We start from the raw sequence: 12,104 nt of genomic DNA, 5'->3' as shown, positions 1-12,104 counted from the left end.
GAGTGGGCTGAGGAGATGGCAGGCCTCAAACGCCGGCGCCGCCCCTCATCCGGCCGTTCGAGCCACCTTCTCGCCGTGAACGGCGAGAAGGAAGAGGTGTCGCTCAAGCAAACGCGCCGTGGCAGTGCTTGTATTTCTTGCCGGAGCCGCAGGGGCAGGCCTCGTTGCGGCCGATCTTGCCCCAGGTCGCCGGGTTCCGCGGATCGCGGTTCTCCGGCGCGACGATCGCATTGGATTCCTGGCGCACCAGGAGCGCCGTCTCGCCGCCCTGGAAGTCGTCCTCGCCGGTGGTGCCGTCGATGTGGCTGCCGAACATGTCGGGGGCCTCGGGCGGCGGCGCTTCAGCGGCCTGGCGGACCAGCTCAACGCGCATCAGCTGCGCGGTGACAGCCTGGCGCAGATTGCCGAGCATGCCCTGGAACAGCTCGAAGGCCTCGCCCTTGTATTCCTGCAGCGGATCGCGCTGGGCATAGCCGCGGAAGCCGACGACCGAGCGCAGATGGTCGAGATTGACGATGTGCTCGCGCCAGAGGTGGTCCAGGGTCTGCAGCACCACCGAGCGTTCGACATAGCTCATCACGTCGGGGCCGAAACGCTCGGCGCGTTCCTTGGCTGCGGCCTCCGCGGCTGCGGTGATGCGCTCGCGGATGTCGTCCTCGGCGATGCCTTCTTCCTTGGCCCACTCCTCGACCGGCAGGTCGAGGTTGAGGAATTCGGCCACCTCGGCCTTGAGCCCGGCGACATTCCACTGCTCGGCATAGGCATTTTCGGGAATGTTCTTGGCGACGATCTCTTCGATGACGCCGTCGCGCATCTCGGCGACCGTCTCCGACAGGCCTTCGCCGTCCATAAGCTCGATGCGCTGCTCGAACACCACCTTGCGCTGGTCATTGGAGACGTCGTCATACTTCAACAGGTTCTTGCGGATGTCGAAGTTGCGCGCCTCGACCTTCTTCTGCGCCTTTTCCAGCGCCTTGTTGATCCAGGGATGGATGATCGCCTCGTCTTCCTTGAGGCCGAGCTTCTGCAGCATGCCGTCCATGCGCTCGGATCCGAAGATGCGCATCAGGTCGTCCTGCAGCGACAGGAAGAACTTCGAGCGGCCGGGGTCGCCCTGGCGGCCGGAGCGGCCGCGCAGCTGATTGTCGATGCGGCGCGATTCATGGCGCTCGGTGGCGAGCACGTAGAGACCGCCGGCGGCGAGCGCCTTTTCCTTCAGGCGGGCGACGTCGTCGCGGATTGCCTTTTCCTTGGCTTCGCGCTCCGGACCTTCCGGCAGGTCACCGAGTTCTTCGGCGATGCGCATCTCGGCGTTGCCGCCGAGCTGGATGTCGGTGCCGCGGCCGGCCATGTTGGTAGCGATGGTGATGGCGCCCGGCTTGCCGGCCTGGGCGACAATGGCGGCCTCGCGCTCGTGGTGGCGGGCATTCAGCACTTCGAAATGCTTGAAGCCGTCCTTGCGCAGGCGCTCGGCCAGTTGCTCGGATTTCTCGATCGAAGTGGTGCCGACCAGGATCGGCTGGCCCTTGTCGCGCGCGTCCTTGATCTCCCTGACGATCGCCTTGTACTTCTCGTCGACGGTCCGGTAGACCTCGTCGTCCTCATCCTTGCGCACGACCGGCAGGTTGGTCGGGATCTCGGTGACCTCGAGATTGTAGATGTTGGCGAACTCCTCGGCCTCGGTCAGCGCCGTGCCGGTCATGCCGGCGAGCTTGTCGTAGAGGCGGAAATAATTCTGGAAGGTGACGGAGGCCAGCGTCTGGTTCTCAGGCTGGATCGCCACGTGCTCCTTGGCCTCGAGCGCCTGGTGCAGGCCTTCCGAATAGCGGCGGCCGGGCATCATGCGGCCGGTGAATTCGTCGATGATGACGATCTCGCCGTTGCGAACGATATAGTCCTTGTCGCGCTGGAACAGCCGATGCGCCTTGAGCGCATTGTTGACATGGTGGACGATGGCGACGTTCTCGACGTCGTAAAGCGACTCGCCCTTCAGAAGGCCTGCGTCGCGCAGCATGTTCTCGAGCTTCTCGGTGCCTTCCTCGGTGAAGATCGAGGTCTTCTGCTTCTCGTCGATCTCGTAGTCGGCCGGGTCGAGCTTGAGCATGAAGGCGTCGATGGTGTTGTACATCTCCGAACGGTCCTCGAGCGGACCGGAGATGATCAGCGGCGTGCGCGCCTCGTCGACCAGGATGGAATCGACTTCGTCGACAATGGCGTAGCTGTGACCGCGCTGCACCATCTGCGCGCGCTCATATTTCATGTTGTCGCGCAGATAGTCGAAGCCGAGCTCGTTGTTGGTGGCGTAGGTGACGTCGGCGGCGTAGGCGGTGCGACGCTCCTCGTCGGAGAGGCCGTGGACGATGACGCCGACGGTGAGGCCGAGGAACTTGTAGATGCGACCCATCCATTCGGAGTCGCGGGTGGCGAGGTAGTCGTTGACGGTGACGACGTGGACGCCCTTGCCGGCGAGCGCATTGAGATAGACGGGCAGCGTGCCGACCAGGGTCTTGCCTTCACCGGTGCGCATCTCGGCGATGCCGCCATTGTGCAGCACCATGCCGCCGATCAGCTGCACGTCGAAGGGACGCAGGCCGAGCACGCGGCGCGCGGCCTCGCGCACGGTGGCGAAGGCCGGGATCAGGAGATCATCGAGCGAGGCGCCGTTGGCGATATCCTGGCGGAACTTTTCCGTGCGGCCGCGCAGCTCGGCGTCGGAAAGCGCCCGCATCTCGTTTTCCATTGCGTTGATGGCCTCGACCCGCGGCCGGGTCGCCTTCACCCGGCGATCGTTGGAGGAGCCGAAAACCTTACGGGCGAGACCGCCGAGACTGACCATCCAATGGCCCTTTCGATAGCATTCTTATTCGTTGCGACAGGCACCGGGCGGCCCCATCAAATCCGCGTGAAACGCGGACAAACGCAAAAAGCGCCCGGAAAACGGTTCTGGACGCAAAGTCGTTGGACAGATAAGAGGGGGCTCAAACGATGTCAACGCCGCGCTGGTCCTGCGGACCGCGCCAAATTCCGCCACGATCTGGCCGATCTGAAGCCATTCAGCCCAAGCAATCCCCACCGGAGTTAATCTTGATGACCTTATTGTTCCGCCGCGCGTCGCTCGCCAGCCTTGGCCTGGCATTCGGACTGTCGGCTCTTTCGCTGTCGCCGGTGATGGCGCAGGAAGCCGCCCCGGCCCAGCCGGCTGCCCCGGCCGCAGCCGCCAAGCCGGTCGATCCGAACACCGTGGTCGCGACGATCAACGGCCAGCCGCTGACCGAGGCGGACCTTGGGCTTGCGGAAGGCGAGCTGTCGCAGCAGTTCCAGCAGCTGCCGCCGGAACAGCGCCGCGCTGCCGCCCTTTCGGCGGCCATAGAGATCCGTGTCATGGCCGCCCAGGCGGTCGCCACCGGCCTCGACAAGGATGCCGACTTCCAACGCCGCATGGCCTTCCTGCAGCAGCGGGCGCTGCATGGCGAGATGGTCGAGAAGGGCGTCGTCGCCAAGGTGACCGACGCCGAGATTCGCGCCCGCTACGACCAGGAGATCGCCAACACACCACCGGTCAACGAGGTGCATGCCCGTCACATCCTCGTGAAGACCAAGGAAGAGGCCGAGGCGATCATCAAGCAGCTCGACGGCGGCGCCGACTTCCAGAAGCTTGCCAACGAGCACACCAGCGATCCGAGCGGCAAGTCCAATGGCGGCGATCTCGGCTGGTTCGGACCGGGACAGATGGTGCCGGAGTTCGACAAGGCAGCGTTCGCGCTCGAAGTGGGCAAATACACCAAGGAGCCGGTGCAGTCGCAGTTCGGCTGGCACGTCATCAAGCTCGAGGACAAGCGGGCCAAGCAGCCGCCTGCCTTCGAGGAGGTCAAGGATCAGGCCAAGCAGGCGGTCATCCGCGACAAGTATTTCGCGCTGGTGAAGCAACTGCGCGCCGACGCCAAGGTCGAGATTCCCGACGCCAACCTGAAGAAGGCGGTCGAGACGATCGAAAGCGGCAAGTAAGCCGGCGAGATGGAAGTCATGAAAAGGGCGCCGACCGGCGCCCTTTTTTGTTTCACGCAGAGCGTTTCACCTTTTCCTGGAAACGCTGAACCGCTCTATCTCTTTGTTTTGACGCAATTCCGGACGGAACGCCGCTTCGCACTTTTCCTGGAATTGCCGCGGCAGACAGCCATAGCCAGCCGTCAACGAGTGCTGGAAATGCCCGAAATCAGATAGTGGACGGCGGCGCGCAATCTGGCCTCGTCCTCGTCGAGACGGTTGGTCAACAGATGCCGCCAGGCATAGGAGGCGATCAGGTCGGCGACGATCTCGGCATCGACGTCGGGCGCGACCTCGCCGCGCGCCTTGGCGCGCACGATCAACTGGCCGGTGTGGGCGCGGCGTCCGGCCGCGTAGCCGGCAAGGGCGGCGGCAGCCTGGCTATCCGACTGCGCCTCGGCGATTAGCGATCTGAACACATTGCCCGACGATGTAAGGCGCCAGTGCGCGAACAGGTTCTTCAGGAAGCCGACTAGGTCGTCCTCCAGACGGCCGGTGTCGGGGACGTTGACCCGCTTCTGCCGCTGGTAGACGTCGAGCAGCAGGGCGGCCTTGCTTGGCCACCAGCGATAGATGGTCGGCTTGCCGGCCCGCGCCCGGCGCGCCACCGCCTCGATCGAAAAGCCTGAATAGCCGGCCTCCGCCAGCACCGCCTCGGCGGCGTCGAGAATGGCGTCGGCGCTCTCGGGATTGCGCTTGGCGCCGATCGATTTGCGCCCGGGGCCGGGAGTCATGCTCATCCTGATCCTCCTTGGCCGGTGAGTCCGTCACCAATCATATTGGGTTGCCTGTGCAAACGAAACGCCCCGTTCCGGGTTGCGTGCCCGCGGTCCAGCTTGGAAGGCACGGCCAGGACGCCCCTTGCGTCGGCGCGCCGTATCGGGCAAACCGGCCTTCCCTTTGCGATTTCCGCCGCCCGAGGTCCCCATGTCCGCAACGATTTCGCCGCTCGCGCCGAAGAAATATCCGAAAATGCCCGCCATCGAAGGCGTGCGCATCGCCACCGCCGAGGCGGGGATCAAGTACAAGAACCGCACCGACCTTCTGGCCATGGTCTTCGATCCGGGCACCGCCGTCGCCGGCGTGTTCACCAAGTCGAAATGTCCGTCGGCGCCAGTCGATTTCTGCCGGCAGAACCTGGGCGCCGGCAAGGCGCGCGTGCTGGTCGTCAATTCCGGCAACGCCAATGCCTTCACCGGCAAGAAGGGCCGCGCTTCCACCGCGCTGACCGGCGAGGCGGCGGCCAAGGCGGCCGGATGCGCCACGAGCGAAGTGTTCCTGGCCTCCACCGGCGTCATCGGCGAGCCGCTCGACACAGCCAGGTTCAGCCATCTGCTCGCCGGGCTGGTCAAGGATGGCAAGCCCGATCTGTGGACCGAGGCCGCCAAGGCCATCATGACCACGGACACCTATCCGAAGGTGGCGACGGCGACGGTGAAGCTCGGCGACGCCGACGTAACCATCAACGGCATTGCCAAGGGCGCCGGCATGATCGCGCCAGACATGGCGACGATGCTCTCCTTTATCGCCACCGACGCGCCGATCGCCGCACCGGTGCTGCAGGATCTGTTGTCGCGCGGCACGACCAAGACCTTCAACGCGGTGACCGTTGACAGCGATACCTCGACCAGCGACACGCTGCTCTTGTTCGCCACGGGTGCCGCGGCCAGGCGCGGTGCGCCGGCAATCACCGACGCGAAGGACGCTCGGCTCGGCGCGTTCCGCCGCGCGCTCGGCAAAATACTGAAAACGCTGGCGCTGCAGGTTGTGCGCGACGGCGAGGGTGCGCGCAAGCAGGTCGAAGTCACCGTCACCGGCGCCAAATCGGCCCGTTCGGCCAAGCGCATCGCGCTGTCGATCGCCAATTCGCCGCTGGTCAAGACGGCCGTCGCCGGAGAGGACGCCAATTGGGGGCGTGTCGTCATGGCGGTCGGCAAGGCCGGCGAGCCCGCCGACCGCGACCTTCTGTCGATCTGGTTCGGCGACAACAGGCTGGCGCATGAGGGCGAGCGCGATCCGGCCTATTCCGAGGAAGCGACCTCGGCCTACATGAAGCGTGACGACATCCGCATCCGCGCCGACATCGGCATCGGCCGCGGCAAGGCGACGGTGTGGACCTGCGACCTGACCAAGGAATATGTCGCCATCAATGGCGACTACAGGAGCTGACGACGTTGATGTCCAGACATCCGGCAAGCGTGCTCGCGACGGTGCGCCGCTACGAGGCTGCCGGGTTCCGCGCCTGGCCCGCCGCCGCCGTCCACTATGATGGCACATGGGTGGTGCGGCTGACGGCCGGCCACGCGGCCAAGCGGCTGAACTCGGTCAATCCGCTCGATCCCGGCGACACCCAGCACATTGCCGAGCGCATCGGCCGCGCCAGCCGGCGCTTCGAAGCATATGGCAGGCCGCTGACCTTTCGCATATCGCCACTGTCGGGCCCTGTCCTGTCAAAGCATCTCGACAGTGAAGGCTGGAGCAGCTTCGACGAATCGCTGGTGATGCGCCTGCCGCTCGCCGATGCCCAGCTCGATCCCGCCATGGACCAAATCCCGCTGAAGGACATCAGCCGCTTCATCGGCGCGCTGCTCAAGGTGAGTGGCTCGGACGTGTCGCTGAGGCCGGGCCTGTCGGAGATCATCGGCGCCATCCAGCCGGAGGCCGGGCTGTTCGCGCTCGAGGATGGCAGCGAGCCACTGGCGACGCTGATCTGCGTCCACGACGGCGATCTCGCCGGCCTGTTCGAAGTCGCCACCGACAAGGCGGCGCGCAACAGGGGCCACGGCCGAAACCTCATCCTGTCGGCGTTGAAGTGGGCGCGGCTGCGCGGCGCGCGGGAAGCCTGGCTGCAGGTGGAGGCCAGCAACGCGCCGGCGCTGTCGCTGTACCGATCGATGGGCTTCGAGGAAGTCTACCGCTACCACTATCGCCGGCCGCCCGGCGCATGAGCGAGCTCAAGCCAGCCTGCAAGCGCCTGCTTCTGGTCGCGGCCTGCGCGCTGGTCGACGCCGACGGGCGCGTGCTGCTGGCGCAGCGCCCCGAGGGAAAGCAGCTCGCTGGCTTGTGGGAATTCCCAGGCGGCAAGGTCGAGCCAGGCGAAACACCGGAAGAGTGCCTGATCCGGGAACTACATGAGGAGCTCGGCATCGAGACCGAGATCCCTTGCCTCGCACCGCTGACCTTCGCCAGCCATAGCTATGATCACTTTCACCTGTTGATGCCGCTTTTCGTCTGCCGCCGCTTCCGCGGGATTGCGCAGCCGAGGGAGGGGCAGGCGCTGAAATGGGTGCGGCCACGCCAGATGCGCGACTATCCGATGCCGCCGGCCGACGCGCCGCTGATCCAGTTCCTCATCGATCTCCTGTAGTCGGGGAATTCGGCGCTGGTTTAGCCAGCGTTAATGGATGATTTATCTCGATATGAAAAATTGCGGCGAGGCTGGTCTCGGCCTACACGCGTGGGGAGCGATTGCATGAGCCTGGACAAAGACTGGGAGTCAATCCGGCCGGACCGCGGCTTTCGCGCCGCCGATGCGGGCATGGGCGTGTTGCGCATCACGCTGCTGTTCGGTTCCGCCGCGGTGGCGCTGGCCCTGATCGCCGCGCCTTTCCTCGACAGCCACACGCGCCCGGCCCGCGATGGCATTGCCGGCGTCGACACGATGAGCACCGGTTCGATCGGCCATCGCGACACCTATACGCTGCGCCGCAGCGTGCTGCAGCCCCTGCCCAGCTCGATCTGCGTGATCCGCAGCGACGGCACGCGCAGCGGCGACTGCTGACATGGTTAACGATTTTTCCAGAACCGACCTATTTCACTGCCTGTTAAGCTTTTGCCGTTAACCTTTCTTAACGGGTCAACGCTAAGGTTCCTGGCAAGAGGGATCGATGATCATGAAAAAGCTGCTGCAACGGTTCATTCAAGACGAGACGGGCGCGACAGCCATTGAATATGGCGTGATCGTCACCGTCCTGTCGCTCGCCATCGTCGCCGGCGTCGGCCAGGTCGGCAATGCGATCGTGTGGTTGTTCAGCGATAACAACAGCAAGTTGGCCAACGCCTTCGCGCAGCACTGAGCCCCAAGGGGTCGCTGCTCAGCGGTCTTGCGGACCTTCCAGGATGGTCTTCAGCGAGACCTTGGCCGTGCCGGGCTTTAGCGGCTTTTGCTGCGATGCATCGGGCGCCCAGCCGGACATCCATACGAGCGAGAAGCTTGCCCTGATACGGCCGTCGGGATCGGAAAACCGTTCCGCGTAGATTTCGGCGGCGCGCGCGAAGAATTTCCGCGTGCCGGGCCGCCGGCTGCGATCGACGAGGGGGCTGGTCTCGCCCATGGCTCTCAGATCGGCGAGCAGGTCGAACATGGTGTCGTAACGCACCGTAACCGTCTCGACATCGGCGACCGGCAGCGCCAGGCCGGCGCGTTGAAGCAGCGCGCCGGCGTCGCGGACATCGGTGAAGGGAATGACGCGCGGGCTGGCGCCGCCGTAGAGCTCGGTCTCGGCGGCGAGCAGGCTCTCGCGCAGTTCGGAAAGCGTGCCGGCGCCGGCCAGGGCGCCGAGAAAAAGCCCGTCGGGCCGCAGCGCCCGCCGGATCTGGGCCAGCATGCCGGGAATATCGTTCATCGCCTGCAGCGACAGCAGCGACACGACAAGGTCGAGGCTTTGCGCCTCGAACGGCACAGTTTCGAGCGCCGCCACCAGCCCGGCTGCGCCTGCGAGGAAGGCAGTGTCCGCTTCGACGCGCGCTATCTCCGCCGCCTTGCCGCTTTCGGCGAGCACATCCCCTGCCGCCGGCGTCTGGCAAAACAGCGCGGCCGCCTTGCCGAAGCTGCGCTCGACCGCGCCGAGCCGGTCGGCAAGGTCATCGGCTGCCCGCCGCATCAGGAAATCGGCGCCGCCCACGGGGTGGGCCAGGGCGCGACGCTTGCGCGCCAGCCAGAGCGAGGTGTCGATGATAGGCTGCAACGGGCAGGTTCCTGTTTCCCGCTCTCTGATATAGTGGAGCGGCGACGAAACCACGTGGCCGATCCAATGCCGAAGATCAAGACCGTTGAACTCGGGACAATCGCGCGGAGGGCATTGGCCTTGCCGGCGCGCATCCTGTTTCCGCCGGTCTGCGCCGGCTGCCGGCGCCATGTCTCGCAGCCCGGGGTGCTGTGCGGCACCTGCTGGCCGAAGCTCAGGCTGCTGGAACGGCCCTGGTGCGCGGTGATGGGCACGCCGTTCACCCACGACATGGGCGAGGGCTTCCTCTGCGCCGAAGCCATTGCCGATCCGCCGCCTTTCGAGCGGGCGCGGGCGGCGGTCGTCTATTCCGGCGTCGCGCGCCAGATGGTGCAGGGCCTGAAGTACCAAGACCGTACGGATCTGGCGCCATGGATGGCGCGCTGGATGCAGCGTGCCGGAGCCGAGCTGATCGCGGAGGCTGATCTCGTCGTGCCGGTGCCGTTGCACTGGCGGCGCTTCTTCCGGCGGCAGTTCAACCAGTCGGCCGAGCTGGCGAGGGCGGTGTCGCACCTCAGCGGCCTGCCTTTCTCGGCTTCGGTTGTGAGGCGCGTGAAGCTCACCCGCCAGCAGGTCGGGCTGGAGCGGCAGGAGCGCGAGGACAATGTGCGCGCCGCCTTCCGCGTGCCGTCCGAGGCGGAGATCGAGATCGCCGGCCGCCGGGTGCTGTTGGTCGACGATGTCTATACCACCGGCGCGACCGTGAGATCGGTGGCCAAGGCACTGAAGAAGGGCGGCGCCGGCGCCGTCGACGTGCTGACCTTCGCGCGCGTTTTGCCAGGGGACTTTCGAGCCGACGAGTCCGCGACTATATAAAACGACAAATGTTGTTGTTGTCCCAGAGCGCTGCGCGCTTCCAGGTGACATGCAGGAATGCTGATCGATGATTGATGTGACGATCTATACGCGCATGATGTGTGGCTATTGCACCGCGGCCAAGCGGCTGCTCGAGCGCAAGGGCGTCGCCTACACCGAGCACGATGCCTCCTTCTCGCCGGAACTGCGCCAGGAAATGATTTCCCGGGCGCATGGCCGCTCTACATTTCCGCAGATTTTCATCGGCGACACGCATGTCGGCGGCTCCGACGACCTCCACGAGCTGGAGGCCGAGGGCCGGCTCGATGCGCTGCTCGCCGACGGTTCGAGGGGTTGATCATGGGTGGTTTCAAGGCAGCGGCGGTGCAGATGCGTTCGGGCACCAGCCCCGAGCGCAACGCGGTCGATCTGGAGCGTCTGGTGCGCGAGGCGGCAGGCCTGGGCGCCACCTATGTGCAGACCCCCGAGATGACCGGCGCGCTGGTGCGCGACAAGGAGGCGCGGGCCGCTTCCTTCACCTCAGAGGACAAGGACATCATCGTTTCGACCGCCCGGAAGCTGGCGAAGGAGCTCGGCATCTTCCTGCATATAGGCTCGACCGCCATCCTGCGCGCCGACGGCAAGCTGGCCAACCGCGCGTTGCTGTTCGCGCCCGATGGCACCACCATCGCCAGCTACGACAAGATCCACATGTTCGACGTCGACCTCGACAATGGCGAGAGCTGGCGCGAATCCGCCGCCTACGAGCCGGGCACCGAGGCCGTCATCGCCGAGATCGACGGTGCCAGGCTCGGCTTTGCCGTCTGCTACGACCTGCGCTTCCCGCAGCTGTTCCGCGCCGAGGCGCTGGCCGGCGCCAATGTGCTTTCGGTGCCCGCCGCCTTCACCCGGCAGACCGGCGAAGCACACTGGCACGTGCTGCTTCGGGCTCGCGCCATCGAGAACGGCGCCTATGTGGTTGCGGCCGCGCAAGGGGGCCTGCACGAGGACGGCCGCGAGACTTTTGGCCACTCGCTGATCGTCGACCCGTGGGGCCGCATCGTGGCGGAAGCCGCCCATGAGGAGCCCGGCGTGATCGTCGCCGAGATCGATCCAGCGCAGTCGCTCGCCGCGCGCAGGAAGATCCCCAATCTGAAGAACGCGCGCGAGTTCGCCGTCAATGCCGGCGAGGCGCCGCGTCTCAGGGGTGCAGCTTCTTGATCCGTTTTTCCCTGATCTGCGAGCACGAACACGAATTCGAGGCGTGGTTCCGCAGCAATGACGATTTCGGCACGCAGAAGAAGCGTGGCTTGGTCGATTGCCCGAGCTGCGGCTCGCACAAGGTTGACAAGGCGCTGATGGCGCCGGCCGTCTCGACCGGGCGCAAACAGGAAAAGATCGCGCTCGCCATGGGCGAGGCGCAGAAGCAGGCATTGGCGCAGTTGAAGGCGCTCGCCGAGAAGGTGCGCGAGAACGCCGACTATGTCGGCGACAAGTTCGCCGAGGAAGCGCGCAAGATCCATTTCGGCGAGACCGATCCGCGCGGCATCTATGGCGAGGCGACGCCGGAGGAAGCGAAGAGCCTGGCCGAGGACGGCGTCGAGTTCACGCCAATCCCGACCTTTCCGGACGACCGGAACTGAGCATCCAGCCAGGCTAGCCCAAGCTTTCGATCAGCTTCCCGAGCAATCTCGCGAGCGTCTCCCGCTCCTCGCGCGTCAGTCCGGCGAGGATGTCATGTTCGTTGGCGACATGGGCGACGAGTGCCTCATCGGTCACGGCCAGGCCCTTTTCGGTGAGCGCAACGACAACCCCGCGCCGGTCGCTGGGGTGCGGCGCGCGCATGATCAAACCGGCCTTTTCCAGCCGGTCGAGGCGGGCGGTCATGGCGCCGGAAGTCACCATCGTCGCCTCGTAGAGATCGGTCGGCGTCAGCGCGTAGGGCTTGCCGGACCGGCGCAGGGTCGCCAGCACGTCGAACTCGCCTTGCTGCAATCCGAAGCGGGCAAACAGCGGCGCCAGCCGCTCGCGCGAGATCAGCGAGGCGGCTTCGTTCAGCCGTCCGATCACGGCCATAGGCGAGACGTCCAGGTCTGGCCGTTCCCTTTGCCACTGCTCGATCGCCCTTGCCGCCCGATCCATCTATCTCACCGAAAAGTATCTTGACATAAAGAATCTCTGCACTATGTTATCGCAAAACACAATAGCGGCCAAGCGCTGCGATTGAACGACGGGACCATCCGATGAAAATTCTCTGGG

14 protein-coding genes are annotated in these 12,104 nt (G+C 65.5%); 10 read left to right on the top strand and 4 right to left on the bottom strand.

Features of this window, described 5'->3' with window-relative positions; all coding sequences use genetic code 11:
• Positions 1-103: 103 nt before the first annotated feature.
• Complete coding sequence (secA, locus tag EOA33_RS10250; protein ID WP_126058131.1) at positions 104-2,836, bottom strand: preprotein translocase subunit SecA; 2,733 nt, start codon at positions 2,834-2,836, stop codon at positions 104-106.
• A 251-nt stretch (positions 2,837-3,087) separates the two neighbouring features.
• On the opposite strand from secA, the gene EOA33_RS10245 reads away from it, so the two are divergent.
• Entirely contained in the window at positions 3,088-4,005 is a 918-nt protein-coding gene (locus EOA33_RS10245) for a peptidylprolyl isomerase (RefSeq protein ID WP_126058132.1), read from the top strand.
• 182 nt (positions 4,006-4,187) lie between these two features.
• Here EOA33_RS10245 and EOA33_RS10240 read toward each other — a convergent pair whose 3' ends face one another.
• Positions 4,188-4,784, bottom strand: a complete 597-nt coding sequence (locus tag EOA33_RS10240; protein ID WP_126058133.1) for a TetR/AcrR family transcriptional regulator — start codon at positions 4,782-4,784, stop codon at positions 4,188-4,190.
• Positions 4,785-4,971: 187 nt separating this feature from the next.
• Here EOA33_RS10240 and argJ point away from each other — a divergent pair, with 187 nt between their 5' ends.
• The 5 genes from argJ to EOA33_RS10215 all read left to right on the top strand — a co-directional run bounded on the left by argJ (position 4,972) and on the right by EOA33_RS10215 (position 8,120).
• The gene (argJ, locus tag EOA33_RS10235) at positions 4,972-6,213 is read left to right on the top strand and encodes a bifunctional glutamate N-acetyltransferase/amino-acid acetyltransferase ArgJ (RefSeq protein ID WP_127405568.1); all 1,242 of its coding nucleotides are present in this window, start codon (positions 4,972-4,974) and stop codon (positions 6,211-6,213) included.
• An 8-nt stretch (positions 6,214-6,221) separates the two neighbouring features.
• Complete coding sequence (locus EOA33_RS10230) at positions 6,222-6,992, top strand: GNAT family N-acetyltransferase (protein ID WP_245455370.1); 771 nt, start codon at positions 6,222-6,224, stop codon at positions 6,990-6,992.
• Positions 6,989-7,411: a (deoxy)nucleoside triphosphate pyrophosphohydrolase gene (locus EOA33_RS10225; RefSeq protein WP_127405567.1), complete on the top strand. Its 423-nt coding sequence runs from the start codon at positions 6,989-6,991 to the stop codon at positions 7,409-7,411. The genes EOA33_RS10230 and EOA33_RS10225 overlap by 4 nt, the downstream gene beginning before the upstream one ends.
• A 105-nt stretch (positions 7,412-7,516) precedes the next feature.
• Complete coding sequence (locus EOA33_RS10220; RefSeq protein WP_126058136.1) at positions 7,517-7,825, top strand: hypothetical protein; 309 nt, start codon at positions 7,517-7,519, stop codon at positions 7,823-7,825.
• 112 nt (positions 7,826-7,937) lie between these two features.
• The gene (locus tag EOA33_RS10215; RefSeq protein ID WP_126058137.1) at positions 7,938-8,120 is read left to right on the top strand and encodes a Flp family type IVb pilin; all 183 of its coding nucleotides are present in this window, start codon (positions 7,938-7,940) and stop codon (positions 8,118-8,120) included.
• A gap of 18 nt (positions 8,121-8,138) precedes the next feature.
• Here the strand turns inward: EOA33_RS10215 and EOA33_RS10210 are convergent, their stop codons facing one another.
• Positions 8,139-9,011, bottom strand: coding sequence for a methyltransferase domain-containing protein (locus EOA33_RS10210; RefSeq protein WP_126058138.1), 873 nt, complete (start codon positions 9,009-9,011; stop codon positions 8,139-8,141).
• 54 nt (positions 9,012-9,065) lie between these two features.
• Between EOA33_RS10210 and EOA33_RS10205 the strand changes: the two genes are divergently transcribed.
• The 4 genes from EOA33_RS10205 (at position 9,066) to EOA33_RS10190 (ending at position 11,488) form a co-directional block, all read left to right on the top strand.
• On the top strand, positions 9,066-9,866 hold the full coding sequence (locus tag EOA33_RS10205; protein WP_126058139.1) for a ComF family protein: 801 nt from the start codon (positions 9,066-9,068) through the stop codon (positions 9,864-9,866).
• 67 nt (positions 9,867-9,933) lie between these two features.
• Entirely contained in the window at positions 9,934-10,203 is a 270-nt protein-coding gene (grxC, locus tag EOA33_RS10200) for a glutaredoxin 3 (protein WP_126058140.1), read from the top strand.
• 2 nt (positions 10,204-10,205) lie between these two features.
• The gene (locus EOA33_RS10195) at positions 10,206-11,066 is read left to right on the top strand and encodes a carbon-nitrogen hydrolase family protein (RefSeq protein WP_126058141.1); all 861 of its coding nucleotides are present in this window, start codon (positions 10,206-10,208) and stop codon (positions 11,064-11,066) included.
• The gene (locus EOA33_RS10190; protein ID WP_126058142.1) at positions 11,063-11,488 is read left to right on the top strand and encodes a DUF1178 family protein; all 426 of its coding nucleotides are present in this window, start codon (positions 11,063-11,065) and stop codon (positions 11,486-11,488) included. Before EOA33_RS10195 ends, EOA33_RS10190 begins: the two co-directional genes overlap by 4 nt.
• Before the next feature lie 13 nt (positions 11,489-11,501).
• Here the strand turns inward: EOA33_RS10190 and EOA33_RS10185 are convergent, their stop codons facing one another.
• The gene (locus EOA33_RS10185) at positions 11,502-11,987 is read right to left on the bottom strand and encodes a MarR family transcriptional regulator (RefSeq protein ID WP_126058143.1); all 486 of its coding nucleotides are present in this window, start codon (positions 11,985-11,987) and stop codon (positions 11,502-11,504) included.
• Between the last annotated feature and the right edge of the window lie 117 nt (positions 11,988-12,104).

The sequence above is a fragment of the Mesorhizobium sp. M4A.F.Ca.ET.050.02.1.1 genome (genome assembly GCF_003997725.1).
Lineage (GTDB): Bacteria > Pseudomonadota > Alphaproteobacteria > Rhizobiales > Rhizobiaceae > Mesorhizobium.
Note: the sequence above shows the minus strand (reverse complement) of the source record. Positions and strands in the feature narration are given on the sequence as shown.

What these genes read in the sequence shown, in the direction of transcription:
- EOA33_RS10185 (WP_126058143.1), bottom strand. Translation starts at nt 11,987, where the DNA reads ATGGATCGGGCGGCAAGGGCGATCGAGCAGTGGCAAAGGGAACGGCCA.
- argJ (WP_127405568.1), top strand. Translation starts at nt 4,972, where the DNA reads ATGTCCGCAACGATTTCGCCGCTCGCGCCGAAGAAATATCCGAAAATG.
- EOA33_RS10230 (WP_245455370.1), top strand. Translation starts at nt 6,222, where the DNA reads ATGTCCAGACATCCGGCAAGCGTGCTCGCGACGGTGCGCCGCTACGAG.
- EOA33_RS10220 (WP_126058136.1), top strand. Translation starts at nt 7,517, where the DNA reads ATGAGCCTGGACAAAGACTGGGAGTCAATCCGGCCGGACCGCGGCTTT.
- EOA33_RS10245 (WP_126058132.1), top strand. Translation starts at nt 3,088, where the DNA reads ATGACCTTATTGTTCCGCCGCGCGTCGCTCGCCAGCCTTGGCCTGGCA.
- grxC (WP_126058140.1), top strand. Translation starts at nt 9,934, where the DNA reads ATGATTGATGTGACGATCTATACGCGCATGATGTGTGGCTATTGCACC.
- EOA33_RS10225 (WP_127405567.1), top strand. Translation starts at nt 6,989, where the DNA reads ATGAGCGAGCTCAAGCCAGCCTGCAAGCGCCTGCTTCTGGTCGCGGCC.
- EOA33_RS10240 (WP_126058133.1), bottom strand. Translation starts at nt 4,784, where the DNA reads ATGAGCATGACTCCCGGCCCCGGGCGCAAATCGATCGGCGCCAAGCGC.
- secA (WP_126058131.1), bottom strand. Translation starts at nt 2,836, where the DNA reads ATGGTCAGTCTCGGCGGTCTCGCCCGTAAGGTTTTCGGCTCCTCCAAC.
- EOA33_RS10215 (WP_126058137.1), top strand. Translation starts at nt 7,938, where the DNA reads ATGAAAAAGCTGCTGCAACGGTTCATTCAAGACGAGACGGGCGCGACA.
- EOA33_RS10195 (WP_126058141.1), top strand. Translation starts at nt 10,206, where the DNA reads ATGGGTGGTTTCAAGGCAGCGGCGGTGCAGATGCGTTCGGGCACCAGC.